Here is a 25,744-nt window from a genome sequence, read left to right as displayed (position 1 = left end):
TTTTACTCCATAAATCTTTTAAAAAGTCTTTCATTTTGTGCTTTTAAATCCTCAAAAGTTCCGCAAAAAGCGACCTTTTTATCTTCTAAAATAATAAATTTATCCAAAATGTTCCTCATACTTTCCTTATCGTGCGTTACCAAAATGATATTTAAATCTAAACTTTGCTTTAGTTTTAAAATCAAATCATCAAATTCGCGTGAGCTATAAGGGTCAAGTCCAGAAGTTGGCTCGTCTAAAAAAAGCAAACGACTATCAAGTGCTAACGCCCTAGCTATCGCGACTCTTTTTTGCATACCCCCACTTAACTCACTAGGATACTGCTTTAAAACACTCTCATTTAAACCCACCATTTTAAACTTCATCATCACAAGCTCTTTAACGGCTTCATCGTTTAAATTTGTATGTTCTTTGAGAGGTATAGCGATATTTTCAAAAACAGAAAAAAAGCTAAATAAAGCGGCAAATTGAAACACCACGCCCCACCGTGAGCGTAAAATTTGTGCGTCTTCTTCACTGATATTTTTAAGCTTAAAGCCTAAAATTTCATACTCTCCGCTGTCAAAATGCTCCAAAAGTAGCATTTGTTTTAAAAGCACGGATTTGCCACTCCCACTTCCCCCTAAAATACCAAAAATTTCATTTTCCCCCACTTCAAAACTCACACCATTATGGATACATTTAGAGCCAAATTTAGTGATAATATTTTGCGCCCTTATAACCATTACACACCCATTTGCGTTAAAATGACAGAAAACAAAGCGTCAAAAGCTATCACCCAAAAAATCGCATTTACCACGCTTTTAGTGGTATAAATTCCTATGCTTTGCGTTGTGTGCTTTACCTCAAGCCCTCTAAAACAAGCAATTAATCCTATTAAAAAGCCAAAAATCGGTGCTTTAACTAAGCCTATAATAATATGCTTAAGCTCCACAGCCTCCTTAAAACGGCGTAAAAATTCAATAAAATTAATGTCTAAATTAAGATGAGCGACAATCATACCTCCAAAAATACTGACAAAATCACTTACTGCGACAATTAAAGGCATAGCCACCACTAAAGCTAAAACGCGTGGGATAATGATAAAATGAAAAGTTGAAAAACCCATAGTATTCATTGCTGCAATTTCATCGGTAATCTTCATCACGCCAATTTGTGCGGTGTAAGAACTTGCACTGCGTCCTGCTATCACAATAGCTGCTATCAAGGGTGCTAACTCTCTAGTCGCTGAAATTCCTACTAAATCGACTATGAAAATATTTGCACCAAATTGTGCTAATTGAAATGCTGCTTGATAAGCCAGAACTACACCCACAAGCAAAGCTGTTAAAATGACTATGGGCAGGGCTTTAAGAGCTGAGTTTTCTATATGATATAAAAAGGCGATAAAGCGAAAAGTTTGAGGCTTTTTAAAGCACTTAAAAAATGTAGCAAAAAATTCTCCAACAAAACAAATAAATCTTTTTAAAATTCCAAGCAAATCAAGACTTAAAGCACCTAAATCGACAAATAGTTTTGCTATATTAAAAGGCTTTTTTTCTCGCTTTACAATCCTTTGATAATTTTTTCCGCAAAGCTCAAATAAGGCATCAAATTTCTCATCTAAATGCACTCTTTGACTAACAATGCCCTTTTTTTGTAATTCATATTCTAAAGCTAGGAAAAATCTCACTCCAGCCATATCAATAAATTGCAAATGATGAAAATCTAAAATACACTGTGTTTGAAAATGCTTCATAAAATCAGCAATTTTAAGGTCTGCAACGCTATTTTTATCCCAACTTTCTAAAACAAAAAGCGTTTGATTTTGAATTTGAAATAGCGTTTTCATTTTTAAATTTGACGCACGAAAGCACAAAGCTTTGACACACTAAAGCCAAAATGCTCAAATACCTCTTTATCTTTACCACTTTCGCCAAAACTTTCAATGCCATAAAGCACATCACAAAATTGATAAAGCTCTTTAGAATTCGCCGCTTCAACGCCAATAATCTTGCCTTTTAAAAGCCTTTCTTTATAAGATTTATCTTGCTTTTCAAAAAGCTCATAACAAGGCATAGAAATGACATTACACAAGATCCCCTCTTTTTCAAGCTCTAAAGCTGCTTCTAGGCAAAGGCTCACCTCACTACCACTTGCTAAAAGCGTGTGTGTAGGGTTTTGATACTCTTTTAATAAATAGGCTCCATTTTCCACATCGCCAAAAATAGCTTCCGGAAGGGCTTTTAGCTTCTGCCTTGAAAGGATAAAGGCACTTGGATACTCACTTTTTAAAGCTACCTGCCACGCCTTAGCATTTTCAACTCCATCAGCAGGACGAAAGCTAAAGAAATTGGGCATTGCCCTAAAAGTGCTTAATTGTTCTATGGGTTGGTGTGTAGGACCATCTTCTCCTACGCCTATGCTATCGTGAGTGAAAATGAAAAAGTGTTTAAGTTTCATCAAAGCCGCTATCCTAGCTGCTGGTTTTAAATACTCGCTAAAAATGAAAAAAGTCGCCGAAAAAGGAAGGAAAAGTCCATATCTTGCAAAGGCGTTATTAATAGCCGCCATAGCGTGTTCTCTTATGCCAAAGTGGATATTTTTACCCTCTACAAAATCGCCCATTTCTTTAAGCTCTGTTTTATTAGACGGCGCAAGGTCTGCACTCCCTCCCAAAAAACCTTCCAAATTTTTAGCCAAAACATTTAAAATTTCGCCATTACTATCTCTAGTTGCTAAATCTTTGCCTTTAAAATTTGGAAATTCTATCCCAGAAAAATCAGGCTTTAAAAGCCTTTCAAGCAATTCTTTTTTACTTGAATTTTCCAAAATTTTATTCCATTTTGCTTCAGCCAAATCGCCAAGCTCTACCGCACTTAAAAAGCGAATTTTTACATCTTCATCGATAGCAAAAGTCGCTTCCTTATCAAAATCAAGTTTTTCTTTTGCCCTTTTAATCAAATCCTCACCCAAAGGCGCTCCGTGGCTATGATGACTGCCCTCAAGCTCTAAAGCCCCCTTAGCTATGGTTGTTTTAGCGATGATAAGATAAGGTTTAGGGCTTTTTTTCGCTCTATGAAGTGCCGCATCAATTTCCTCAAAATGATGCCCATCGATTTGCTCCACTTCAAAGCCTTGCGACTCAAAACGCTTCACAATATCCTCATCAAAAGCAATGCTAACATCACCCTCAATAGAAATATGATTACTATCATAAATTAAAATCAAATTATCAAGCTTATGTAGTCCCGCTAAAGAACAGGCTTCATAGCTAATACCCTCTTGCAAGTCCCCATCGCCACACAAACAATAAATGTTGTGATTTATCAAATCTTTACCTAGCAAATTTTGTGCCTTTTTCGCCGCCATAGCAAAGCCTACGGCATTTGCCACGCCTTGTCCCAATGGTCCTGTGGCAATTTCAACGCCGCTTGTGCTAATTTCTGGGTGTCCGGGCGTTTTAGAGTGAAGCTGACGAAAATGTTTTAAATCCTCTAAGCTTAAATCATAACCACTTAAATGCAAAAAGCTATAAAGCAAAGCTGAAGCGTGTCCGCCTGAAAGCACGAGGCGGTCGCGGTTTAGCCATTGTGGATTTTTAGGATTATGACTTAAATGCTGACTTAAAATAACCATAATATCCGCCAAGCCCATAGCCGCACCCGGATGCCCAGAATTTGCTTTTTGTATCATATCTGCACTTAAAAATCTTAAGGTATTTGCCTGTTTTTTTAACATCTTTTTCCTTTATAAATATTCTTCAATTAAGCCCTTTAAATGTGCAACAAAGTCAGGATTTAAACCCTTAAACTCACACTCTTTCAAAAGATTATCCTTACACTCTTTTGCTCCTTTAAGTCCTAATAAATTGACAAAAGAATTTTTATGAGTATCGGCATTTGTGGGCTTTCCGCTTTCTTTTTCGCTTAAAGTCGCATCGATAATATCATCATTGATTTGAAAAATTAAGCCAAGTTTTAAGCCAAGTGTGTAAAGTTGATTTGTTTTATTCAAATCAAGCTCACAAATTTCACAGCCCATTTTTAAAGCTGCTGCAATGAGTTTTGCGGTTTTATGTATATGTAAAAATTCTAATTCTTTCAAATCAAGCTTTTTATCTTCAAAATAGCAATCAATCGCCTGTCCTATAATCATACCATTAAGTCCCGCATTAAAAGCGAGAGTTTTTACAAGCTTAAGGGAGATTGAGGCGGGTAAGTTTAAGCCACTTAAAAGTAAAAATGCCTCCGTATTTAAAGCATCTCCTACTAAAATTGCCGTTGTTTCATCATAGCTTTTATGTAGAGTGGGTATAGAGCGTCTAAAATCAGCATTATCCATAGCAGGCAAATCATCGTGTATGAGTGAATAAGTGTGGATAAACTCTAAGGCTAAAGCTGCATCAAGAGCCTCATCAAAACGCTCTTTTTTGTAAAAATAAACCACGCTTAAGAGAAGTTGCGCTCTAAAATACTTCCCTCCAGCCTTTAACATCACAGCTAAAGCTTCGTTAAAAAAGGGGTGAAAACTTGAAATTTGAGGTAGATTTCGCATTAAGTGCTTGTGAAATTCCTCTCTTAAATTCACTTCACAAGCCTTATAAAAAATTGAAATTTCCCATCGCTTTTTTGAGATAAATCAAGATTATTATCAAAATTATGTAAAGGGAGTTTTTTCTCTAGTCTTTCTATAAGTATGTTAAAATCATTACCTTTGGCTAAAAGCTCTTGTAATTGCTTGAAATTCTTAATCACTTCATTATTAACGCGTAAAATTTTATCTCCCACTATAAAACCAGCCTTACTTGCTTTTGAATTTGCATCGACTTTAGTTACGATAAGAGCAGAATTGACACTTAAGCCGAGATTACTTCTAAAGCTTGTTGGAGCAGGTTTTGGTTTATTACTTGGTAAATTAAAATGACTAATATCTTTTTCAAACACTATGCTAGAGATATTTAAATCCTGATTGTCTCTTTTAACGCCAAAATAAATCGTGCTTCCCCTATCGGCAAAAAGTATTCTTTCATTAACCTTTCTCACATCACGCACAGGCGTCCCATCAATGCTAATAAGCTCATCATTGACTAAAAATTGCGGATTTTTACGAACATTTCCTACATAAATTTTATTTTCACGAACGACAAAATCGACACCTATATCACCCCAATATACATCATTATATTTCATAAAATGCTTAAGATAGCGATTACCTATAAAAGAGCCATTATTAAGAGCAATGCCAAGCATATTGCAACAAGGCTCACCTAAAAGTCCTACCTTACTTTGAAAATCAAGCTGATCTCTTTCGTCAATATTTTGTGCTAAATACTTAATATGTCCTATATAAGGCTTATTAGGGTCCCAAATGCCTACCCAGTCATTTCTCGTAAGCTTTTCTTCATCTGCCATAGGCGTTGGGATAAGAGAAAAGGGTGTTCTTACAAGATATAAATTTAAAAAAGGGTCATATTTAACATATTGATTTAACTTTGTGTTAGGTGTTTTTAAAACGGCGAGTAAATTTTCGCTTAAAACAAAGGCTTGCATACCTTCATAATTTAACATACTTGCCTTATTTCTCTCATATCCTGCAGCAAAGTCCTCAAATCTCGGTCTTTCAATCGCCCATATCGAAGAAAATAAAACAAAAAAAGCTAATAAAATTTTCATACCTTAAGCCCTCCTAAACCGCCAAGCATCTCGCCTGCTATGCTATTTTTATTTTGCGTTACCATAGTCAAAACATCGTTTATTGCTGCTATGAGTAAAATTTGTAAGGACTCCTTATCTTCAAGTAAAGAATCATCAATGCTCACATCAATAATCTCACCCTTGCCATTTGCACTGACTTTCACAAGTCCCGCTCCACTTTTGGCACTAAATTCCTTTTTATCCAGCTCAAGCTCCATAGCCTTAGCTTTTTCTTGCACCTTGTTTAAAAGCTCACCCATTTTAGAAAAATCGATATTTTCAAACATTTATTTTCCTTGATTTTTATAAAAATTTAATACAACTTCCTTATCGCTAAAAGGATACTTCACGCCCTTAATTTCCTGATAAGTTTCATCACCCTTGCCAAGTATGATGACTAAATCGTCTTCTTTTTTTAATTCTAAAGCCTTATAAATGGCAAGTTTTCTATCTTCTATCATCAAAGGAGTATTTTTCCCCTCAAAACCTCGTAAAATTTCTTGCATAATGCTTTTAGGGTCCTCGCTTCTAGGATTATCGCTTGTAATGATAGCATTTTTTGCATAATGAGCGACCATTTTTCCCATTAAAGCCCTTTTGCTTTTATCCCTATCTCCCCCTGCTCCAAAAACGACAATCAAACTTTTATTTTTCAAGCTATCAAGCACTTTTTCTATGCCATCTGGAGTGTGTGCAAAATCAACTATCACGCCCTCAACTATCTTTTCAACCCTTCCACAAACCCCACCAAAACCGCTAATTGCCCTTTCTAAATCCGCCAAATTCGGTTTTACAAGCTCATTTACACAAGCACTTGCTGCTAAAAGATTATAAAGATTAAAAAGTCCTAAAAGTGGGGATTGTATGTGAAAGCTTTGATTTTTAGCTAAAACTAAGGCATCAATTTCATTTTCTAAGGCATAGGCTTTAATTTGATAAAAAGCGGGATTTTCTATGCCGTAAGTGTAGGCATTTTTAACATTAAAATGGATATGAAAAGCGTCTTTATTAATAAATTTCAAGCTTTCATCTGTGAAAAAACTCTCCTTTGCCTCTTTATAATTTTCAAAAGAGCCGTGAAAGTCTAAATGATCTTGGGTTAAATTGGTAAAGATTTTCGCCGCAAATTCAAGCCCTTCGATACGCCTTTGCACTAAAGCGTGGGAGCTTACTTCCATCACAAAAAATTCACACCCTTTTAAGGTCGCTTTTTGTAAATATTCTAAAGTTTTTAAAATCGGCGAAGTGGTTAAGGACTTCTCATCGATTTTTTCATCATTAATAAAAGCTCCCCTTGTCCCACAAAGCCCACATTTAAAGCCTAAATCAAGCAAAATAGAATAAATCGCCGCTGCGGTTGTTGTCTTGCCATTAGTGCCTGTGATACCGATGATTTTGATTGCTTCATCAATGCCCAAAAGCCTTTTAGCCTCTCTTACATCGATGATTTTAGCACCTTTTTTCAATGCTTCATCTTTAAATTTAGCATTTTGAAAGCAACTCAAAAAAAAGCAATCTTTCTCACACTCGCTTGAATTATCCGTGATAAAAGTTTCATTTAGCCTTATTTTCACTCTTAAACCCTTTAAATTGTTTTTTGAGTTTTATAAAATTTTCGTGGTCCCAAAAATGTGGAAAAATATCCTCAATATAATTCAAAGCCGCTTCCTCATAGCCATTTTTACATAATTGCTCTAAAAAATTTAAAAAATCTTTTTTATCATCAATGACAAGTTTGGTATGAAAAATAATATTTTCAAAACTTTTCTTAAAGCCTATTTTTTTCACACTTTCTAAAAAATCTTTATAATTTAAAGCGTGTCCGTCTTCAAATTCATTCTTAATATTTGTCTTAAACATCACTAAGGCTAGAACATTTTCAAAATCTTTTTGCATTTTTTTACTTTTTGCATGTTTGAGGTAAAATTCAAGCAAAGCCTTAGCCTCCTGCTTTTTTTCAAGTCCAAATTCGCAGAGACTAATAAGATTTAGCAAATGCTCGTCTTTTTTCTCTTTGTAAGCTAGGGAAAGATAAATGAGGGCATTATTAAAATCTCCTGCTTTTAAATATTTGAGTGCGATTTTTTTATAATCTTGCAAATTCTTGCTCCCCACCTTCTAAATTTACAATGCTAATTTCAGGGTGAATGTCGATTTTAAGCTGTCTTTCGAGAGAATATTTAAGCGTAATCCCACTTGAGGCACAGCCCTTACAAGCACCGATTAAATGCACATAAACAACGCCATTTTTTACACCTAAAAACTCAAGTCCTCCTCCATCACGCTCTAAAATGGGCAGAGATTTTTCTAAACTTTTTTTTACAGGATTTATTAATTCTTCATCGCTAAAAGGCATCATTTTTAAACCTTAACTTTCATTTTTTAAACTTTAGCTAATTTGTATTAAAATAAAGTAAATTTAATTTTTAAACGCAATTTGTCATAAATAATTTTAATTTTATTTTGCTAAAATTTATAATGCAAATTACAGGAGACTAAAATGGCAGAATTAAGAGCGGAGGCAAATACTATCGCGGATTATCTTTCTAAAAATCACTTTCTTATCCCTATGTATCAAAGAAATTATGTCTGGGGAGAAGATGAATGTGGGCAGCTTTGGGACGATATTTATCATTTTTATAAAAATAAAACAGACGATGATGAGTATTTTTTAGGCTCTATGGTCATTTATGCAGAAAATAAGGTTCAAAATATCATAGACGGACAGCAACGCACCACCACGCTTTTATTACTCATTCGTGCCCTTTATGAAAAGGCAAAAGGACAAAAAAAAGAAAATGTCGATAAACTAAAAGATAGCTTAGCAGATTGCTTATGGGATACACATCGTAGAACCGGAGAAATTTTTTACGAAAAAACGCATTTAAAAAGTGAGGTCGCCACAGATAAAGATAGTGAAAAATTAGAAAGTCTTTTTAAAGAGGATATAAAAATAGACGAAAAAGACAAAAAGCTTTCTTCATATGAAAAAAATTATCTTTATTTTAAAAGAAAAATTGATGATTTGGCACTTAATGAGCCTGTGGAGTGGCTTGGCTTTTGTGAATGTTTGCTTGATGATTGCGTGATTTTACCCATAGAATGTAGCGAAAGGGACAAGGCTTTAAGGATTTTTAATACTCTTAATAATAGAGGCATTTCGCTTAGCACGGCTGATATCTTAAAGGGCATTATTTACGCAAATAAAAAAGAAGATGAAAAGCCCATTTTTGCAAAAGAATGGCAGAATTTAGAAAGCTTACTTCAAGATTCAAATTATCTTAAAAAAGAAGATGTAGGCTTTTTATTTGAGCAATATGAGCATATTATTAGAGCTTTACACGAGGAATTAGACACGGTTATCCCTGCTGTGCTTGATTTTTGGACTAAAAAAGATAAATTAAATTCTAAAAAGAAAAATGTCAATTTCGCAGCAAATGAGGACTTACTCACGCAAAAAGAAAGCTTTGAATTTATCAAAAAACTGGGCGATTTTTGGGCGAATCCTTATGATTTTTTAGACGAGCAGGGTAAAAAATATTTTGCGATTTTAAATCTATTTCCTAATAAATTATGGCGTATGGTCGTTTCGATGTGTTTTTACGAAGCATATAAAAATAAAGAGAGCTTAAAAGAGCTTTTAGATACCATTTTGCCACAAATTGCGTCTTATTGTGCGCTTGGTTTATTTTGGGGTAAGGGCGGTGGAGCTGGGCTTTTTTGGGGCTTTATGAAGGCTAATATCAATTTAAAAAACAAAAAAAGAGAGAAAATTTTTGAAAAATCTTTAAATTTACCCACTTTAAAAATGCCGAGTTTGGAAAATTTCATCGATTTTTCTCAAAAAACTATCCCTAAAAATATGCGTTATGTCCTTGCTTTTTATGCCTTAATTTATGATGAAAAGCAAATTTTTTGGTGGAATAGTGCAAATAAAAATTTCAGTTTTAATCTTTTAGAGATAGAGCATATACTCCCTAAAAAATGGCAGGATAATTACTACAAGCTTGAAGAAGATGAAGTTAAAGGCTTAATTGAACAAATAGGCAATAAAATTCTTATAGAAAAAAAGCTTAACATTAGCGCTTCAAATGAATTTTTTGCTAAGAAAAAAGAGCATTATGCCACTTCATTTTGTGCCGAAGTAAAAGCCCTTTCCAAAAGCTCTAAAAAGAACTGGGATTTTAAGGACATTGAGGAAAGAAACAGGCAAATTTATGGCGGATTTGGCGAATTTTTCAGCAGGATATTTTAATGCAAAAGCACACTAAAATTAAGGGTTTTGCAAAATTTAGACTGATTTTCATTTTAGCCTTAATGTCAAGCATAGCCCCACTTTCTACGGATATGTATCTCCCCGCTCTTTCACAGGTTAAACAAAGTTTTGAAACAAGTGAATTTTTAACCCAACTTTCTCTTGCGAGTTTTTTTATAGCCTTTGCTTTAGGGCAGCTTATTTATGGACCTTTAAGCGATGTTTTTGGGCGTAAAATTCCTGCACTTGTGGGCATATTTATCTTTATGCTTTCTAGTCTTTTTTGCGTGATTATTGATAATATTTATATTTTTATCATTTTGCGTTTCTTTGAGGCTTTGGGCGGATGTGCTGGGGTCGTCATTGCTAGAGCTATTGTTAATGATTTGTTTGAGCTTAAAGAAGCGGCGAGTATTTTTGCTCTAATGATGGTTTTTAGTGCGCTTGCACCTATGCTTTCTCCTTCGTTTGGAGGCTTTTTAATCGAATATTTTTCTTGGCATAGCATTTTTGCCACTCTTTTTGGACTTGGAATTTTGCTTTTTTTGCTCATTTTGTTTGCTCTTAAAGAATCCGCCCCTCATCTTAAAAAACAAAAATTTTCCCATAAAGAAACGCTAAAAAGCTATCAGTTTGTGTTCAAGGATAAGCCTTTTGTTCTTTATGTTTCTTGTGCTTCTTTGGTTTTAGCGGCGATGTTTGCTTATATTACTGGGTCTAGTTTTGTGTTTATTAATTTTTTTGGCTTAGACGAGAGGGATTTTGGTTTGCTTTTTGGAATTAATGCTTTAGGTTTTATCATCTTTGCGAATATTAACGCAAAAATGGTTCAAAAAATCCCTAGTGAAAAAATTCTATTTTATGCTCTTATCTTAATGCTTGTTTCTACACTTATTTTATTTTTAAATGCGTTGATTGAGCCAAATTTCTGGCTTTTTGAATTGAGTATTTTTACCAGCATAGCCCTGCTTGGCTTTATCGCTCCTAATACCACAACTTTAGCAATGGCACGTTTTAAAGACCACAGCGGCACAGCTTCTGCGGTGCTTGGCACTAGTCAATTTGCCCTAGCAGGAGTCATAGCCTTCATCGTGAGTGCGGTGGGTGCAAATACCCCTGTCATTTTAGCCTTAATTATGCTTATTTGTGTTGTGCTTGCAAATGGACTTTATTTTGCGATGAAGAACTAATCACCACTCTATAAAGGTTTTTGCTTTTTTAATTTGATGAAAATTAATACAAATTTCAGCTTTTTCATCTTGCAAAAAGATATTTTCTCTCTCGACTTTTACGAGTTTTCCTTGAATTTTCTCTTTTTCGTTTGTAGTGATTTTAAGCATTTCACCCACACTTTTTTCAAAATGCTCTAAAGTGCTTAATTTTCTTTCAAGTCCCGCAGAAGACACTTCCAAAAAATACTCCCCATTTACAGGCGGCTCCACATCAAAAATTGGAGAAAGAATTTCGCTAAGCCTAGCACAATCGTCCAAATTTACCCCACCCTCTTTCATAATATAAATGCGGTAAATTTTCTTACCATTTTCACTCACCAACTCACTATCATAAAGCTTAACTCCAGCTTCCTCGCATAAAGCCTTAAGATTCATCATTTTTCCTTTTTATCTTTTCAAAAAGTGCGTCTATATGATTTTGATACTCTAATCTATCATCAAATTTAAAGTGAAAATTAGGACATCGATACCAGCCTTGCTCACTCATACAATAATTTTGCAAAGCCCTAGAGGCTTTTTTCAGGGTATTTAAAATCTTTTCTTGTTCGTGAATATTAAAAAACATCTTATCCAAATATACAAAAGCATCATAACGCCCCTTGCGACACTCCACATCAACCACGCAAAGATTTTTCAAATTTTCATCATCTAAATGTGCTAGAGCTTCAGGGATAAGCTCTTTTAAAATGCTTTCGGTGCGAAGTTTCTTAATTTCACTCATAAACTCACTCTTTGCTCAACTTCTTTATAACTTTCTATATAATCGCCCACACGCATATCATCACAGCCTTCTATCCCAACGCCGCATTCATAGCCTTTAGCTACCTCTTTTACATCATCTTTAAAGCGTTTAAGAGAGCTTACATTGCCCTCAAAAACGACTACGCCATCACGAATGAGACGAATTTTAGCCCCGCGGTTAATAACCCCCTCGCTTACCATACAACCTGCAATTTGCCCAATTTTTGGCACAGAAATGACCTGTCTAATCTCCGCTTGTCCAAGTTGCTCTTCAGAAATAATAGGACTCATCATACCGCCAAGCAAGGCTTTGACATCGTCAAGCAAATTATAAATAACATTGTAGGTTTTAATTTCCACGCCCTTATCTTTAGCTCTTTCTTTAATCTCACCTGTCGGGCGTATATTAAAACCAAGCACGATAGAATCTTCACTCGCACTAGCTAACTCTATATCGCTTTGCGTGATACCACCCACACCACTATGGATAATATTAACCTTAATTTCATCATTTCTAAGCTTTTCCAAACTCGCCCTTAAAGCCTCAAGTGAGCCTTGCACATCGGCTTTTAAAATCACACTTAAAGCCTTTAAATTCCCCTCTTTAATCTTAGCTCCTAGCTCGTCAATGCTAACTTTAGTGGATTTGCTAAGTTCTTTTTGTCTATTATACTCATAACGCTTCGCAGCATACTCTCTTGCTTCTTTATCACTTTTAACGGCGATAAGAATTTCACCTGCATCAGCCACCTCACTAAGCCCTACGATAACTCCGCATTCCCCGGGCTTAATTTCCTTTAAAGCCTTACCTGTATCATCACTCATAGCTTTTATTTTACCATAAGCCACACCAGCAACTACGGTGCTTCCAACCCTTAGCGTTCCATTTTGCACGATAATAGTCGCCACAGCCCCACGCCCCTTTTGCACGGAGCTTTCTATTACACTAGCCTTAGCTAAAGTTTTAGAATTTGCCTTAAGTTCCAAAATATCCGCTTGTAAAAGCACAATTTCTAGCAAATCCTCTATCCCCGTCCCCGCTTTAGCTGAAACGCCTACAAATTCATAATTCCCGCCCCATTCCACAGGCATAATTTCCATTTCGGCAAGTTGGGTTTTAACCATATCAGGATTAGCGTTTTCTTTATCCATTTTGTTAATCGCTATAATCATAGGCACATTGGCTGCTTTAGCGTGATTAATCGCTTCTTTCGTTTGAGGCTTAACTCCATCATCAGCCGCTACGACTATGATGACAATGTCCGTAATGCTCGCTCCTCTTGCACGCATTGCCGTAAAAGCCTCGTGTCCTGGAGTATCGATAAAGGTGATTTTGCGTCCATTTTTTTCCACCATATAAGCACCCACATGCTGGGTAATGCCCCCTGCCTCGCCACTTACCACACGCGAATTTCTTATATAATCCAAAAGTGAAGTTTTACCGTGATCGACGTGTCCCATAATGGTAATTACAGGTGCTCTAGACTCTAAACTTTCTTCACCCCCCATATCATAGTCTTTCACATAGTCAAATTCACTTACCTCATCGATAATCTTAATTTCAATGCCAAATTCCTCTGCTAAAATTTCAATCGCCGTCTCGTCCAAAAAGTCGTTTTTCGTTGTCATCATACCAAGCATAAAAAGCTTAGAAATAATTTCGCTTGTATTTTTACCAAGTTTATCTGCAAATTCATACACGCGAATTTCTTTAGGAATTTCTAAGCTAGTAATGGCTTCACTTTCTTTTTTCTCCACTCTTTTAGGTGGCTTTTTGCGGCTTCTTCTTTGTATGCCAACTTCGCCAAAATTAATAGAATTATTTTGACGCAAAAAATTTGGCGGTTTTTTAGGTGTGTTTTGAACAACTTCCTTTTCTCTTACGCTAAAATCAGGCAAAACGACCTCATCTTCATCGTCTAAAGAAATATCGCCAAAATCTTGACTCTCCAAAAAGTCCATTTTTTCAACGCTTTCCTTTTTTGTAGCAACAAAGGCTTTTTTTTCCTTTTTCTTTTTCTTTAAATTTTCATCAGCATTGGAAAAAATCATCGATAAGCTAGGACGCTCTGCGGCTGGAGTGCTAGGCTTTTGCTCCTCTTTTTTAAATTCTTGCTCATCTTTTTTCTTTTTAACGATGACAAGTCCCCGTCTTTTAGCTAAAGTCGCACCAGCTAAACTTTGAGATTCGCTTTTTTCTTCCTTGATTTCCTCTTCAACTTTTTCTTTTGGGGGCGTAACCTTCTCTTTAACTTCCTCTTTAGATTCTTCCTTTTTTATTTCTTTTTTAGCTTTAATCGCCTTTGGCTTTTCTTCTTTTTTTAAATTTTTACTTGTTTTTTTCTCTTCTTTTTTGAAAATGGCAGGAATTGTTTTAGTTTGGATATACTCATAAATTCCAGCCGCTATCTCTGGTTCTACGGCATTTGAAGCGGTTTTAATGTCAAGTCCCAATTCGTTAGCCTTTTGGATAATGTCTTTACTATCATAGCCTAGTTCTTTTGCAATTTCGTGTATTCTAACCTTTGCCATTAAAAATTCTCTCCTTTAAATCCTGCTGTGATGTTTTGATTGTGTTTTTACAAGCCCTAGAAAGTGCTTTTTGCCATTTATGATTGTCCTTTAAGATACACGCTTTACACAAATATACGCTACGACCGCACTTTAAATCAGCACAAAGTTCATTATTTTCAACTCTAAAGCGGTATAAGATATTTTGTTTAAAACGATTTTTGCATAACACACACATTCTAATAGGTGTGTGTTTGGGCGTAATTATACTTTTTTTTGTGTTATTTAGCAAATTTTAAAGCCTTCATTATCAAATTCTACGCACTCTACACGAAAGGCAGGAAATTTTTGTGCCATTTTTATGCTTAAATACTTTGCTTCATCTTTAAAGGCAAGAGAGAAAAAGCTTGAGCCTGAACCTGAAAGTGTGCTCATTAAAGCCTTATTTTCAAGGGCAAATTTTTGCACTTCAAAAAGCTCGGGCAGGGCTTTCATACGCTTAAATTCGTGGAGTTTATCTTGACTTGCTAGGCGTAAAAGCTCGTATTTTTTCTCCAAAAAACAAGCTGTTAAAAAAGAAGAATGAGAAAGATTAAAAATGCAATCTTTTAAGCTTACATTAAGAGCTAATGCTCCTCTACTTTGCTCCGTATTCATCGCTATATTTGGTATAACTATAACCGCTCTTAAGGCTTCATCAAGCTCTTTTTTGATACTAAAAACCTTACCATTTTCCACCATAGAGCAAACAAAACCTCCAAGTGTAGCGGGAGCGATATTATCAGGGTGATTTTCATATTTTAAAGCCTCATTTAAAATGCGTTCTTTTTCCGCCTTAAAACCACTCATATAAAAACCTGCCGCAATCGCCCCCACAATCACAGATGAAGAGCTTCCAAGCCCTCTTGAAAGGGGGATATTATTTTGAAAAATAAAGCGAAAATTCTCTTTTTTACCGCTTAAATTTTCATAAATTTCATTAAAAATTCGCACAAAGGCATTGTTTTTTTTCAAAAAGATATTTTCACTACCCTCGCCATTAATGCTAATGCTAGTAAAAGGTGCTTTTTCAATTATAACTTCATTAAAGAATTTAAGACTCAAGCCTAAGCAGTCAAAACCGGGACCCAAATTCGCACTCGTAGCGGGGACTAAAATCTTCAAAAACTATCCTAAATCACATCTAAAAAATAAAAAGGGAGATTGTCCTCTTTTAAACATACTTCTTTTAAATTTGAAGGTAAGAAAAATTCTCCCTCCGCCGCCTGTTTTAAAACAATTTCGCCTCTTTCATAAACAAAACAAAAATGCTTATTTGCCCTTATGGGTTTGAAGTGATTTAATTCAAATGCACTCAAAGCAAAAAGGGGAATTTCTTTCACAATACTTAAGGTTTTAAGGCTTATATAAGAAATTTTTATCCCCATATAAGAGCCCGGACCATTTGCATAAACAAGCCTTTTAAATTCAAATTCTTTAAGCAAATTTTGCAAAATTTCTGGGATAAATTCGCTCGCCTTTAAATCGCTTTGATACTCCCTTATAAGCGTGTCATTTTCATAAATTCCAAGCATTATAGGCTTAGAAATGGCGTTTAATAAGAGCGTTTTTATGCAAAAACCTTTTCGTAAGCTTTTTCAAAAGAGTTCTCAAGAGTAACAATTTCATAACTTTGCTTATCTTTTAAAAGCTCCTTTGTGAGCAAATGATTTAAATGATGACTTCCAGCATAAGAAGTATAATCTCCATAAATTCGGTATCCAAGCAAGGTTAAATCCCCAATAGCGTCTAAAATTTTATGACGGACAAATTCATCTTTAAAACGCAAACCTTCAGGGTTTAAAATGCGGTTTTCATCGACAACTATGGTATTTTCAAGACTGCCTCCAAGCCCTAAATTCATAGCTCTTAAGACTTGCACATCTTTTAAAAAACCAAAAGTCCTAGCTCTGGCGATATTTTCTATATAATTTTTTTTGCTAAATTCAAAACAATAGCTTTGTTTGCCGATTAAGGCATTATCAAATTTAATGGTATAGTTGATTTTAGGCTCTTTTGTGGGGCTAAGACGCACAAATTTATCTCCATCTCGCACCTCAATAACTTTTTTAATCACCATAATTTTTTTAGGCATTTCAAGCTCTCTTACTCCCGCTTCATCAAGCATCATACAAAAGCTAATGCTAGAGCCGTCCATTACGGGTGCCTCATTAGAATTTAGCACGATACGAACATTATCAATCCCATAAGCATTAATCGCACTCATCAAATGCTCAATAGTCGATATATAAGCCCTTTCATCGCCTATGACGGTTGCGAGCTTTGTATTAATCACATTTTGTGGTTTTGCTTCATAACTTATATTAAGGTCGCTCCTAAAAAATACTATACCAGAATTTGCCTCCAAAGGCTCTAAAATAATTTCAATAGGCTCACCCTTATGAAGTCCTATGCCTGTGCCACTTACGACTTTTGCTAAAGTTAATTGTTTCATCTTGTCTCCACTATCACTTTTTTAGCGTCATTAAAAACTTTATAGATATTATTTTCTAGCCATTTTTTATCTTGCCACTGCTCGGGTCTTGTTTCAACTCCTTGCACCAAAACTCCAAAATGCAAATGATCGCCCAAAGCCAAGCCACTTACACCCGTTTTGGCAATGATACTATTTTTCGCTACATTTTCATTAAGCTCGACATTAGATGAAGAGCAATGTCCATAAAGAGTGTAAATTCCAAAGCCGTGATAAAGTATGAGATTAAGTCCATAAATTCCATTTTCTTCTGCAAAAACAACCTTGCCAACATTATTGCTAATAATAGGTGCTTCGCTCGTGCTAGCTAAATCAAGTCCCATATGATAAGAATCGCTCACAAATTGCCCATTATAAGAATAATATCTATGATCGGCAAAATCAGCAACCTTAGCAGCATTTTTTAAAGGTAAAAATAAATTGATATTAAATTCTCCAAAGCTTTCTTCAGGCACGGCAGAAGTGATTTTATGAATAAGTTCTTCATTTGAGAGTCTTAAGGTTTCATTAACGAATTTAAATTTTTCAAAACGCGTGAAAGTATTATTTTTAGGAGCGTATATGGAGGCTAAACTTTCTATTTTTCCGTCTAAGAATTTATCGCTTAAGTTAATGTTAGAAACGCGGTATTTTCGGTTTAAAAGATAATATCTTATGCGTTCTTTTGCAATATTTCCTGCCGCATCTTTTGCGATAACATAGGCTCTAAATTCTTCATCTCTCGCGTCCCAAGCGATTAAAGCGGCGTAATAATCCTTCTTAAGATAAGGCGTAACCTTAAAAATTCGACCCTTATTTGTTTCTATAAAAAGTTCTTTTAAATTCGTATCCTCAGCCTTAAAAACGACACTTGCTGCCCCTCCTTGTTCTATATGATAAGAATTGCTAATGATATTTAATTTAGGAGCTTCATTATCGATCTTAATTACAACTTGTTTATGAGCCTCATTTCCATTAAAATTCCAAAAACTTGTATCTTTAGCCCAAATTTCTAAGATGTAAGAATCTGTTTTTTCCTTATAGGCTTGTTTAGGAAGATTAATTTGCAAGGAGACTTCTTTATCTTGTTTAATTTTACTATCCGCAAGGATAATTCCTGTGTCATTATTATCTTTTTTGAGAACGATTTTAATAGACTTTACTGCACTTTCTTCATCTTTTACTTTGACTAAAAGCGGGGATTTAAGATTGGTATAAAGCGTATTTTCAACAAGAATTTGTGGAGCATTTTTTTCAAAGATACTTAAATTTAAAACAAAAAAACTGCCTAAAAACAATAAAATAACAATCAAAAACCACAATAAATTCTTCGTTTTTTTTCTTGCCATCATTTTTCCTAAGTGTTAAAGTAAGTAAGGAATTTATAGTATTTTTGCATTAATATAAAGTAAATTATAAAATTTCTCTTAAATGATTTGCCTTTTCCATCCATTTTTTAAGCTCATTTTCATCGCAATTTTTTAGCATTTTTTTACAATTTTCTAATTCTTCTTGAAAATGTTCTATGGAGGCTAGGATATTTTCTTTATTTTGCGTAAAAATTCCTCCCCACATTAGAGGCGAGGATTTAGCAATACGGCACATTCCTTTAAAAGATGGTCCGCCAAGATAGGCGATATTTCTCCTATCTTCTTCACGCATAACATAATTTGCCAAAGAAAAGCTAATGGCGTGAGGCAAATGTGAAATAATTGCTGTGTGATGATCGTGTGAAGTGCTATCCATAAATACAATACGCATACCAAGATGAGAAAAAATTTCCACCGCTCTTTTTTGGTGTAAATCATCAGCCACTTCACTATCGCAAAGCACACAAACAGCGTCCTTATAAAGCTCTTTAAAGGCGGCTTTTGGTCCGCTATTTTCTGTTCCAGCCATAGGATGTGCGAAAATGGTTTGCTTGACTAAGCTGGAGGGTAAGCTTTCTACTATCTTTCTTTTTGTGCTACCAAGTTCTATAATAGTCGTTGTTTTTGGCATTTTTTTTAAATTTTGCAAAATTTCAACAATGGCATTAACAGGCGTAGCGATGAAGATAATATCACAATTTGAAAGCTTATCGTAGCAAATTAATTCGTGAATCAACCCAAGCTCCAAAGCATCTTTGGCATTTTGCGTATCTAAATCTAGCCCATAAACACTACTAATAAGCTTATTTTCTCTTAGGCAAAGTCCTAAAGAACCTCCCATTAATCCAAGCCCTATAATTGCCACTTTCATCTACTTCCCCTAGCTACTTTAAAGATTGTTAAATTTTCTTTGCTATTATACACAATTTTTAATCACAAAATAGGTAAAGTAATATGAAAAAATTCATCAGTATTTGTGCCTTAGCACCCTTTTTGAGTGCAGCAAATATAAAAGATATTCAATTTAGTGGCTTATATCATCTCTCTAATGAAACGGCATTAAGTCTTACAGGACTTAAAAAAGGCGAAGAACTTAACGAAGCGAAAATTAACACAGCTATTTTAAATCTTTATAAACAAAATTATTTTCAAAACATTGTCGTTGAAGAAAATAATGGAATTTTAACTTTCAAATTTAAGGAAAAACCAAGTGTCGCTAAAATCACCATCACGGGTATAGCTTCAAATGATAGAAAACATTTAGAAAGTCTTTTAGGGCTTAAAAGAGGAACTTTGCTTGATGAGACTTCTTTAAAAGAGGCAAAAGAGAGAATTAAGGGCTATTATGAAGCAAAGAGCTATTTTGATACTGTGGTTGAAGTCAAGCAAAAAAAACTTGAAAATACAGAAAGCCTAGAGCTAGAATTTATCGTCAATCGTGGTGAAAATATCATCATAGATAAAGTTCATCTTAGCGGAAGTAAAGAGCTATCTTATGGCGATATTGAACCTGCTGTTACTAATAAAGAACGCGAATTTATGGGTTGGATGTGGGGTAGAAATGATGGCAAACTCAAGATTTTTGAACTTGCTAACGATAGTGCTAGAATTAGTGATGAATATATGAAAGAAGGCTATTTAGATGTGCAAGTTTCTTCACCTTTTCTTAAAACATATACCGACACTTATAAGGCAGATTTGACTTATTTTATCAAAGAGGGTGAGCCTTATAAAATCATCGATATACAAATCAAAAATCCTCTTTTTAGTGATGAAGAAAATCAAGAAATTTTAGAAGAGCTTGAATCACAAGTTAAAGATATAATTAACATAGAAGATGTGAGAAAAGACCTTAAAACCATAGAAACCAAAAGTGCAGATTTAGGATATGCTTTTGCCCAAGTTTTTCCTGATATCCAAAAAAATAACCAAACACACGAAGTGAGCATTGTATTTCAAGTTGTGCCAAATGAAAAAGTTTATATAAGAAATGTTATTATTTCCGGAAATTCACGCACGGTTGATAGGGTTGTGCGTAGGGAGCTTTTTCTTACAGAAGGCAATCTTTATCATAGAACTGACCTTCAAGAATCAATCAACGCATTAAGAAGAACTTCTTATTTTGAAAAAGTTGAAATTAAGGAAGAAAGAGTTGATGCAACACATATAGATTTAGTTGTAGAGGTGAAAGAGGCTGCCACAGGTGCTATTTCTGGTGGTATAGGATATAGCTCAAGTGATGGTATGCTCCTTAATGCTTCCCTTTCGGATAGCAATATCTTTGGTTCAGGGATTAAAAGTTCAGTTAGTATTGATAAAAGTGATGAAACCCTTTCAGGTAGAATTAATATAACTAATCCAAGAATAGCTGATAGTGAGTATAGTCTCGGCGGTTCACTTTACTCAAATGACTATGAGTGGGACGAATACTCAGAGCAAAATTACGGCTTTGATATCACGCTTGGTAGGCAATTTTGGCGTTATTTTAATGCAAGCTTAACTTATAATTTAGAACAGAGCGATATTTATCATTTAAGTCCAACACTTATAAGAACGGGTTATAATTTAGGCGAGACGATTAAAAGCTCCATTACTCCCGCGATAAGCTTTAACAATACGGACGATTATTATCTCCCACGCTCAGGGATTATAGCTTCTTCAAGTCTTGAATTTGCTGGCATTGGTGGAGACCAGCAATTTTTATATTCTAAATCGAATTTTAATTTTTATCAAGGTTTGGAAGATTTTATAGGCTATGATTTAATTTATCGTTATAAGGCAAGTTTTTATAAGGTTTGGGATCAGGGCTATTTGCCGATTAATCAGCGTGTTTATTTGGGTGGTATGCGTTCTTTGCGTGGTTTTGAAAGTCGCACAGTAAGTCCTAGAAACCAGTGGGGCGATGAGATAGGCGGAACGATAGCCTTTGCAAATTCTTTTGAGCTTAGTTTTCCACTCATTGATAGGATTAAATTACGCGGAAGCGTATTTTTCGATTATGGTGCCATAGGTAAAACGCAAATTGATGATATGCAAAGAATGAGCACGGGCGTTGGTATAGAGTGGATTACGCCTATAGGTCCTTTACAAGTTGTCTTCGCTAAGGCACTTAATGATAAACCTGGCGATGAAACTAGCTCTTTTGAGTTTAATCTCGGAACAAGATTTTAAAGGCTAAAAATGAATTTTACCGATATATTTTCCAAAATTAGAAAAAAACAATCAAGCCCTCACGAAGCACCTAATCACTGGGTAAAATGTCCTTCTTGCCACGCTTTGATGTATTATAAAGAGATAGAAAGTTGCTTTGATGTTTGCCCTAAATGCTCTTATCATATGAGAATTTCTGCGAGCAAACGCATAGAGCTTTTAAGCGACGCGGGAAGTTTTGTGGAATTTGATAAAAATTTGGAAGCAATCGATCCTTTAAAATTTGTCGATAGCAAGTCTTACAAAAAGCGTTTAAGCGAGGGAGAGAGTAAAACAGGGCGTAAAAGCTCTGTTATCAGCGGAGAATGCACAATTAATGGTTTGAAGACTCAACTTGTTGTTTTTGATTTTGCTTTTATGGGGGGGAGTTTAGGTTCTGTGGAGGGTGAAAAAATCGTCCGTGCCGTGCAAAGAGCCATTAGCACAAAAAGTTCTTTAGTAATTGTTAGTGCAAGTGGAGGTGCTAGAATGCAAGAAAGCACCTATTCTTTAATGCAAATGAGCAAAACAAGTGCCGCTTTAAAACTTCTTAGCAAAGAAAAATTGCCTTATATTAGCATTTTAACAGATCCTACTATGGGGGGAGTTTCAGCCTCTTTTGCTTGGCTTGGGGACTTAATCATTGCTGAACCCGGTGCGCTTGTTGGCTTTGCAGGTGCAAGAGTAATTAAGCAAACCATAGGAGCAGACCTACCCGAAGGCTTTCAAAGGGCGGAATTTTTACTTGAGCACGGACTTATTGATAATATCATCGAAAGAGCGTCTCAAAAACAATTTATCAGCGATGCTTTGAAATTTTTTGGCGGAAAATAATTTGCAACTTAATATTTTCTACCTGCAAAAAAGTGAAGAATTGGCATTTTTAAATGAAAAATATACCAAGCTTATCTCTAAATATGCTGTCTTAAAAGAGCATAATCTTTTTGATAAAAAAATAGCCAAAGCCCAAATTCAAGGAACGCAAAACGCACAAAAAAGCTATGAAGAAGCATTTTTACCCAAAAGAAGAGGTTTTTGTGTGCTTTTAGATGAAAGAGGAGAACAGCTAAATAGCCTTGAATTCGCAAAATTGCTAGCAAATAAAAGCGAAATGAGTTTTTTCATCGGCGGTGCTTATGGGTTTAGAGCACAAATGCTTGATAAATTTGATTTTAATCTTGCTCTTAGTCGCTTAACCTTAGCCCATCATTTTGTAAAGATTTTATTGCTAGAGCAGCTTTATAGAGCCTTTTGCATTAATCACAATCACCCATATCATAAATAGGAGTTTTAATGAAAACAAGCGATTTGAAATTTTTTGAAAATTTCTTACGAGAGCGTAAAAAGATCATCTTAGAAAACATACAAAGTAATTCAAAAGAAATTGAAGCCTTACATAATTCAGCACCCAGCGATAGTGTCGATTTTTCAACCATAGAGATTAATTCCCAAATCGACTTTGCCATTAGTGCGAATTTGAAGCAAGAATTAAAAGAGATAGAAGAATCGCTTAAAAAAATTCAACACAAAAATTACGGCATTTGCGAATCTTGCGATGAGCTTATTGACATTGAACGCCTTAAAGTAAAACCTCACGCGAGATACTGCATTGTTTGTAGGGAAATCGTAGAAAAAGGAATGCAATGAAAATTCGACTTTTTATCTTAGCAAGTTTGATTTATATCGCTTTAATTGTGGCTTTTATGTTTTATCTTAATTTGGGTTATTATGAGCTTGTTTTGGGAACTTTTGCTTTAAATTTACCCATTATGCTTTGGCTTATTGCACCTTTGGTGCTTTATTTTATCCTAGCCTTGTTTCATATAAGTTTTTATGCCTTTTTAAGATATTTAAAATTTAAACATTTCTTTAAAGATGCGGCAAAATTTGAGGACTTTACTAAGGATTTGCTTTTAGAAAAAGAAAGTAAAATTTCTTTTTATACTAAAGAATTTAAGCAAGTTAGTGAGCTTTGTAAAAGCTTAAAAAATGGCACGAAAAATGCTGATTTTCACGCTATTAACGACCTTTTAGATTTACTCGAAGCTATTAAAGGGGGAAAATTTCAAAATCTTAACAAATTCAAACTTGATAAAAATAATCCTATTGTTTTGCAAAATGAAAAAAATCACATTAAAAATGATTTAGATTATGCTTATTCTAAACTTAAAAATTTAAGTGAAATTAGCACAGAATTTGAAAAATTAGCTTTTGAAATGGTGCTTCAAAAAGGCACTTATGAGCAAATTAAAAATCTTAAAATAAGCAAAACAAATGAGCAAATTTTAAGCCTTATCAAGCGTTTTAAAGATGGCAGCCTAGAGCTTACTTTAGCCGAATTTGAAGTCTTAGTTGAAAGAGCGAATTTAAATGAAAATGAGTATCTAACCCTTGCGAAAATGTGTGTCAAATGCTTTAATCCAGATGCTATTATTAATATTTTCTTAAAAATTAAAAACGCTAAAAACGAAGCTTTAAAAGCTTATTTGTATTTATTAGCTGAATTTTCTATGTTTGAAGAATTAGAAAATCAAATTAGAAATAAGGAAGAATTAAGCGATTTTAAAGCCGTTCTTGCCTTAAGAGAAAAAAATATTAAATTTGATTTAAATCGCCTTATCGTATGATTGATTTTAAAGCAAATCCCTTATTTTTAGCACCTATGGCAGGTTTTACAGACCCGCCTTTTCGTAGTGTTGTCAAGCAATTTGGTGCTGATGTTACCATAAGTGAAATGATAAGCTCAAATGCCTTAGTTTATGAGAGTCAAAAAAGCCTTAAAATGCTTGAAAAAACGTCTTTTGAAACGCCTTATATCGTGCAAATTGCCGGAGGAGATGAGGATATTCTTAAAAAAGCGGTCTTAATCTTAAATGAACTCGATTTTATAGACGGCATTGATTTTAATTGCGGTTGTCCTGTCAATAAGGTCGTTAAACAATGTGCAGGTAGTGCTTTGCTTGAAGATTTAGAACTTTTTAAAAGACTTGTTGGAGTGATTAAAACGCATAATAAAAAGCAATTTACAAGTGTAAAATTTAGGCTAGGTTTTAATGAGAAATACCCAGAAAAAATGGCAAAAATTTGCGAAGAACTTGGGGTGGATTTTATCAGCATACACGGACGAACGAGAAAGCAACTTTATAGCGGAAGTGCGGATTATAACTCCATAGCTAAGGCAAAAAAAAGCGTGAAAATCCCCGTCATTGCTAATGGCGACATTAACGCACAAAATGCTAAAGAAGTGCTTAAAATCACTGCTTGTGAAGGTTTGATGATAGGTAGGGCGAGTGTGGGAAATCCTTGGATTTTTTACGAAATTAAAGAGGGTAAAAGCGTGGATAAAGCACTTAAAAAGCGTATTGTTTTAACGCATTTTGAAGAAATGATAAAGCATTATAAGGCTATGGGGGTTAGCATTTTTCGTAAGCATTTACATGAATATTCCAAAGGACACAAAGACTCTTCCGCTTTTAGGGATATGATAAACCGCATTGATGATGTAAATTTGATGCAAACAAAAATCGAGGAATTTTTCTAAATTAAAAGAGTATTTTACTCTTTTTTAACGAATCTTTGCTAAAATTTCTCATCAAACTTAAAAGGAGAAACAATGTTTGAATTAAGAAAATTACCTTACGATACTAACGCTTTTGGCGATTTTTTAAGTGCTGAGACCTTTAGCTATCATCACGGCAAACACCACCAAACTTATGTTAATAATCTTAACAATCTTATCCAAAATACCGAATTTGCGGGAAAAGATTTAGTAAGCATTATCAAAAGCTCAAGCGGTGGGATTTTTAACAACGCAGCTCAAGTTTATAATCACGATTTTTATTTTGACTGCATAGCTCCAGCTCAAAGCACCTGTGAATGCCCTACCTTAAAAGCGGCTTTAGAAAAAAATTTCGGCTCTTTAGAAAGCTTTAAAGACGAATTTATTAAAGGTGCGACAGGGGTTTTTGGCTCGGGTTGGTTTTGGCTTGTTTTAGATGCTAAAACACAAAAACTCGAATTTGTAGGCACTTCAAACGCTGCTACACCGATTTGTGAAGATAAAATTCCTCTTTTAGTTGTCGATGTGTGGGAGCACGCTTATTATGTTGATCATAGAAATGCTAGACCTGCGTATTTAGAGAAATTTTACGCTCATATTAACTGGAGCTTTGTTGCTAAGGCTTATGAATGGGCTTTAAAAGAGGGTATGAATTCTGTTAGTTTTTATGCTAATGAGCTTCACCCTGTCAAATAAGGCT

The 25,744-nt window shown here is 34.7% G+C and carries 27 protein-coding genes; 9 read left to right on the top strand and 18 right to left on the bottom strand.

Features of this window, described 5'->3' with window-relative positions; all coding sequences use genetic code 11:
- Window positions 1-2 precede the first annotated feature (2 nt).
- The 9 genes from CVULP_RS01400 to CVULP_RS01360 are packed head-to-tail and all read right to left on the bottom strand — an operon-like array spanning window position 3 to window position 8,034.
- Entirely contained in the window at window positions 3-725 is a 723-nt protein-coding gene (locus tag CVULP_RS01400; protein WP_099507224.1) for an ABC transporter ATP-binding protein, read from the bottom strand.
- Entirely contained in the window at window positions 725-1,831 is a 1,107-nt protein-coding gene (locus CVULP_RS01395) for an ABC transporter permease (protein ID WP_099461270.1), read from the bottom strand. Before CVULP_RS01395 ends, CVULP_RS01400 begins: the two co-directional genes overlap by 1 nt.
- Window positions 1,832-1,833: 2 nt before the next feature.
- Window positions 1,834-3,720: a transketolase gene (gene tkt, locus CVULP_RS01390; RefSeq protein ID WP_099507225.1), complete on the bottom strand. Its 1,887-nt coding sequence runs from the start codon at window positions 3,718-3,720 to the stop codon at window positions 1,834-1,836.
- 9 nt (window positions 3,721-3,729) lie between these two features.
- On the bottom strand, window positions 3,730-4,569 hold the full coding sequence (locus CVULP_RS01385) for a polyprenyl synthetase family protein (protein WP_099507226.1): 840 nt from the start codon (window positions 4,567-4,569) through the stop codon (window positions 3,730-3,732).
- On the bottom strand, window positions 4,566-5,654 hold the full coding sequence (locus CVULP_RS01380; RefSeq protein WP_099507227.1) for a DUF7488 domain-containing protein: 1,089 nt from the start codon (window positions 5,652-5,654) through the stop codon (window positions 4,566-4,568). The genes CVULP_RS01385 and CVULP_RS01380 overlap by 4 nt, the downstream gene beginning before the upstream one ends.
- On the bottom strand, window positions 5,651-5,962 hold the full coding sequence (locus CVULP_RS01375) for a YbaB/EbfC family nucleoid-associated protein (protein ID WP_099461274.1): 312 nt from the start codon (window positions 5,960-5,962) through the stop codon (window positions 5,651-5,653). Before CVULP_RS01375 ends, CVULP_RS01380 begins: the two co-directional genes overlap by 4 nt.
- Window positions 5,963-7,249, bottom strand: coding sequence for a UDP-N-acetylmuramoyl-L-alanyl-D-glutamate--2,6-diaminopimelate ligase (locus CVULP_RS01370; protein ID WP_099507228.1), 1,287 nt, complete (start codon window positions 7,247-7,249; stop codon window positions 5,963-5,965).
- Window positions 7,230-7,775, bottom strand: coding sequence for a histidine kinase (locus tag CVULP_RS01365; RefSeq protein ID WP_099507229.1), 546 nt, complete (start codon window positions 7,773-7,775; stop codon window positions 7,230-7,232). Before CVULP_RS01365 ends, CVULP_RS01370 begins: the two co-directional genes overlap by 20 nt.
- The gene (locus CVULP_RS01360) at window positions 7,762-8,034 is read right to left on the bottom strand and encodes a NifU family protein (RefSeq protein ID WP_099461277.1); all 273 of its coding nucleotides are present in this window, start codon (window positions 8,032-8,034) and stop codon (window positions 7,762-7,764) included. The genes CVULP_RS01365 and CVULP_RS01360 overlap by 14 nt, the downstream gene beginning before the upstream one ends.
- Before the next feature lie 141 nt (window positions 8,035-8,175).
- Here CVULP_RS01360 and CVULP_RS01355 point away from each other — a divergent pair, with 141 nt between their 5' ends.
- Entirely contained in the window at window positions 8,176-9,930 is a 1,755-nt protein-coding gene (locus CVULP_RS01355; protein WP_099507230.1) for a DUF262 domain-containing protein, read from the top strand.
- Entirely contained in the window at window positions 9,930-11,120 is a 1,191-nt protein-coding gene (locus tag CVULP_RS01350) for a multidrug effflux MFS transporter (protein ID WP_099507231.1), read from the top strand. Before CVULP_RS01355 ends, CVULP_RS01350 begins: the two co-directional genes overlap by 1 nt.
- On the opposite strand, the gene rimP is transcribed toward CVULP_RS01350, so the two are convergent.
- The 9 genes from rimP to CVULP_RS01305 form a co-directional block, all read right to left on the bottom strand.
- The gene (rimP, locus tag CVULP_RS01345) at window positions 11,121-11,537 is read right to left on the bottom strand and encodes a ribosome maturation factor RimP (protein WP_099507232.1); all 417 of its coding nucleotides are present in this window, start codon (window positions 11,535-11,537) and stop codon (window positions 11,121-11,123) included.
- Window positions 11,527-11,883, bottom strand: coding sequence for a 30S ribosome-binding factor RbfA (rbfA, locus tag CVULP_RS01340; RefSeq protein ID WP_099461281.1), 357 nt, complete (start codon window positions 11,881-11,883; stop codon window positions 11,527-11,529). Before rbfA ends, rimP begins: the two co-directional genes overlap by 11 nt.
- Window positions 11,880-14,435, bottom strand: a complete 2,556-nt coding sequence (gene infB / locus CVULP_RS01335) for a translation initiation factor IF-2 (protein ID WP_099507233.1) — start codon at window positions 14,433-14,435, stop codon at window positions 11,880-11,882. The genes rbfA and infB overlap by 4 nt, the downstream gene beginning before the upstream one ends.
- On the bottom strand, window positions 14,422-14,706 hold the full coding sequence (locus tag CVULP_RS01330) for a DUF448 domain-containing protein (RefSeq protein ID WP_099461283.1): 285 nt from the start codon (window positions 14,704-14,706) through the stop codon (window positions 14,422-14,424). Before CVULP_RS01330 ends, infB begins: the two co-directional genes overlap by 14 nt.
- Window positions 14,700-15,578, bottom strand: coding sequence for a homoserine kinase (thrB, locus tag CVULP_RS01325; protein ID WP_099507234.1), 879 nt, complete (start codon window positions 15,576-15,578; stop codon window positions 14,700-14,702). Before thrB ends, CVULP_RS01330 begins: the two co-directional genes overlap by 7 nt.
- Before the next feature lie 8 nt (window positions 15,579-15,586).
- Complete coding sequence (locus CVULP_RS01320) at window positions 15,587-15,988, bottom strand: glycoprotease (protein ID WP_099507235.1); 402 nt, start codon at window positions 15,986-15,988, stop codon at window positions 15,587-15,589.
- 35 nt (window positions 15,989-16,023) lie between these two features.
- Entirely contained in the window at window positions 16,024-16,908 is an 885-nt protein-coding gene (gene lpxC, locus CVULP_RS01315; protein WP_099507236.1) for a UDP-3-O-acyl-N-acetylglucosamine deacetylase, read from the bottom strand.
- The gene (pgp6, locus tag CVULP_RS01310; protein ID WP_099507237.1) at window positions 16,905-18,275 is read right to left on the bottom strand and encodes a peptidoglycan metallopeptidase Pgp6; all 1,371 of its coding nucleotides are present in this window, start codon (window positions 18,273-18,275) and stop codon (window positions 16,905-16,907) included. Before pgp6 ends, lpxC begins: the two co-directional genes overlap by 4 nt.
- A 64-nt stretch (window positions 18,276-18,339) precedes the next feature.
- A complete protein-coding gene (locus CVULP_RS01305) occupies window positions 18,340-19,167 on the bottom strand; it encodes a prephenate dehydrogenase (protein WP_099507238.1) in 828 nt (275 codons plus the stop codon).
- Window positions 19,168-19,250: 83 nt separating this feature from the next.
- Here CVULP_RS01305 and bamA point away from each other — a divergent pair, with 83 nt between their 5' ends.
- From bamA to sodB, 7 genes are all read left to right on the top strand, one after another.
- Window positions 19,251-21,467 (top strand): outer membrane protein assembly factor BamA, encoded by a 2,217-nt coding sequence (gene bamA, locus CVULP_RS01300; protein ID WP_099507239.1) that lies wholly within the window; start codon window positions 19,251-19,253, stop codon window positions 21,465-21,467.
- 9 nt (window positions 21,468-21,476) lie between these two features.
- The gene (gene accD, locus CVULP_RS01295; protein WP_099461290.1) at window positions 21,477-22,319 is read left to right on the top strand and encodes an acetyl-CoA carboxylase, carboxyltransferase subunit beta; all 843 of its coding nucleotides are present in this window, start codon (window positions 21,477-21,479) and stop codon (window positions 22,317-22,319) included.
- Window position 22,320: 1 nt separating this feature from the next.
- On the top strand, window positions 22,321-22,770 hold the full coding sequence (locus CVULP_RS01290) for a 23S rRNA (pseudouridine(1915)-N(3))-methyltransferase RlmH (protein ID WP_099461291.1): 450 nt from the start codon (window positions 22,321-22,323) through the stop codon (window positions 22,768-22,770).
- 8 nt (window positions 22,771-22,778) lie between these two features.
- The gene (gene dksA, locus CVULP_RS01285) at window positions 22,779-23,132 is read left to right on the top strand and encodes an RNA polymerase-binding protein DksA (RefSeq protein ID WP_099507240.1); all 354 of its coding nucleotides are present in this window, start codon (window positions 22,779-22,781) and stop codon (window positions 23,130-23,132) included.
- Window positions 23,129-24,112, top strand: coding sequence for a hypothetical protein (locus tag CVULP_RS01280; protein ID WP_099461293.1), 984 nt, complete (start codon window positions 23,129-23,131; stop codon window positions 24,110-24,112). Before dksA ends, CVULP_RS01280 begins: the two co-directional genes overlap by 4 nt.
- The gene (locus tag CVULP_RS01275; RefSeq protein ID WP_099461294.1) at window positions 24,109-25,026 is read left to right on the top strand and encodes a tRNA dihydrouridine synthase; all 918 of its coding nucleotides are present in this window, start codon (window positions 24,109-24,111) and stop codon (window positions 25,024-25,026) included. The genes CVULP_RS01280 and CVULP_RS01275 overlap by 4 nt, the downstream gene beginning before the upstream one ends.
- Window positions 25,027-25,098: 72 nt before the next feature.
- Window positions 25,099-25,740, top strand: a complete 642-nt coding sequence (gene sodB, locus CVULP_RS01270; RefSeq protein ID WP_099461359.1) for a superoxide dismutase [Fe] — start codon at window positions 25,099-25,101, stop codon at window positions 25,738-25,740.
- The last annotated feature ends 4 nt before the right edge of the window (window positions 25,741-25,744 follow it).

The sequence above is a fragment of the Campylobacter vulpis genome, from assembly GCF_014217995.1.
Classification (GTDB): Bacteria; Campylobacterota; Campylobacteria; order Campylobacterales; family Campylobacteraceae; genus Campylobacter_D; species Campylobacter_D vulpis.
Note: the sequence above shows the minus strand (reverse complement) of the source record. Positions and strands in the feature narration are given on the sequence as shown.

Bases quoted from the DNA above. Each gene is read 5' to 3' on its own strand.
- CVULP_RS01400 (WP_099507224.1), bottom strand. From the start codon at position 725: ATGGTTATAAGGGCGCAAAATATTATCACTAAATTTGGCTCTAAATGT.
- CVULP_RS01395 (WP_099461270.1), bottom strand. From the start codon at position 1,831: ATGAAAACGCTATTTCAAATTCAAAATCAAACGCTTTTTGTTTTAGAA.
- tkt (WP_099507225.1), bottom strand. From the start codon at position 3,720: ATGTTAAAAAAACAGGCAAATACCTTAAGATTTTTAAGTGCAGATATG.
- CVULP_RS01380 (WP_099507227.1), bottom strand. From the start codon at position 5,654: ATGAAAATTTTATTAGCTTTTTTTGTTTTATTTTCTTCGATATGGGCG.
- CVULP_RS01375 (WP_099461274.1), bottom strand. From the start codon at position 5,962: ATGTTTGAAAATATCGATTTTTCTAAAATGGGTGAGCTTTTAAACAAG.
- CVULP_RS01360 (WP_099461277.1), bottom strand. From the start codon at position 8,034: ATGATGCCTTTTAGCGATGAAGAATTAATAAATCCTGTAAAAAAAAGT.
- CVULP_RS01355 (WP_099507230.1), top strand. From the start codon at position 8,176: ATGGCAGAATTAAGAGCGGAGGCAAATACTATCGCGGATTATCTTTCT.
- CVULP_RS01350 (WP_099507231.1), top strand. From the start codon at position 9,930: ATGCAAAAGCACACTAAAATTAAGGGTTTTGCAAAATTTAGACTGATT.
- rimP (WP_099507232.1), bottom strand. From the start codon at position 11,537: ATGAATCTTAAGGCTTTATGCGAGGAAGCTGGAGTTAAGCTTTATGAT.
- rbfA (WP_099461281.1), bottom strand. From the start codon at position 11,883: ATGAGTGAAATTAAGAAACTTCGCACCGAAAGCATTTTAAAAGAGCTT.
- infB (WP_099507233.1), bottom strand. From the start codon at position 14,435: ATGGCAAAGGTTAGAATACACGAAATTGCAAAAGAACTAGGCTATGAT.
- CVULP_RS01320 (WP_099507235.1), bottom strand. From the start codon at position 15,988: ATGCTTGGAATTTATGAAAATGACACGCTTATAAGGGAGTATCAAAGC.
- lpxC (WP_099507236.1), bottom strand. From the start codon at position 16,908: ATGAAACAATTAACTTTAGCAAAAGTCGTAAGTGGCACAGGCATAGGA.
- pgp6 (WP_099507237.1), bottom strand. From the start codon at position 18,275: ATGGCAAGAAAAAAAACGAAGAATTTATTGTGGTTTTTGATTGTTATT.
- CVULP_RS01305 (WP_099507238.1), bottom strand. From the start codon at position 19,167: ATGAAAGTGGCAATTATAGGGCTTGGATTAATGGGAGGTTCTTTAGGA.
- bamA (WP_099507239.1), top strand. From the start codon at position 19,251: ATGAAAAAATTCATCAGTATTTGTGCCTTAGCACCCTTTTTGAGTGCA.
- accD (WP_099461290.1), top strand. From the start codon at position 21,477: ATGAATTTTACCGATATATTTTCCAAAATTAGAAAAAAACAATCAAGC.
- dksA (WP_099507240.1), top strand. From the start codon at position 22,779: ATGAAAACAAGCGATTTGAAATTTTTTGAAAATTTCTTACGAGAGCGT.
- CVULP_RS01280 (WP_099461293.1), top strand. From the start codon at position 23,129: ATGAAAATTCGACTTTTTATCTTAGCAAGTTTGATTTATATCGCTTTA.
- CVULP_RS01275 (WP_099461294.1), top strand. From the start codon at position 24,109: ATGATTGATTTTAAAGCAAATCCCTTATTTTTAGCACCTATGGCAGGT.
- sodB (WP_099461359.1), top strand. From the start codon at position 25,099: ATGTTTGAATTAAGAAAATTACCTTACGATACTAACGCTTTTGGCGAT.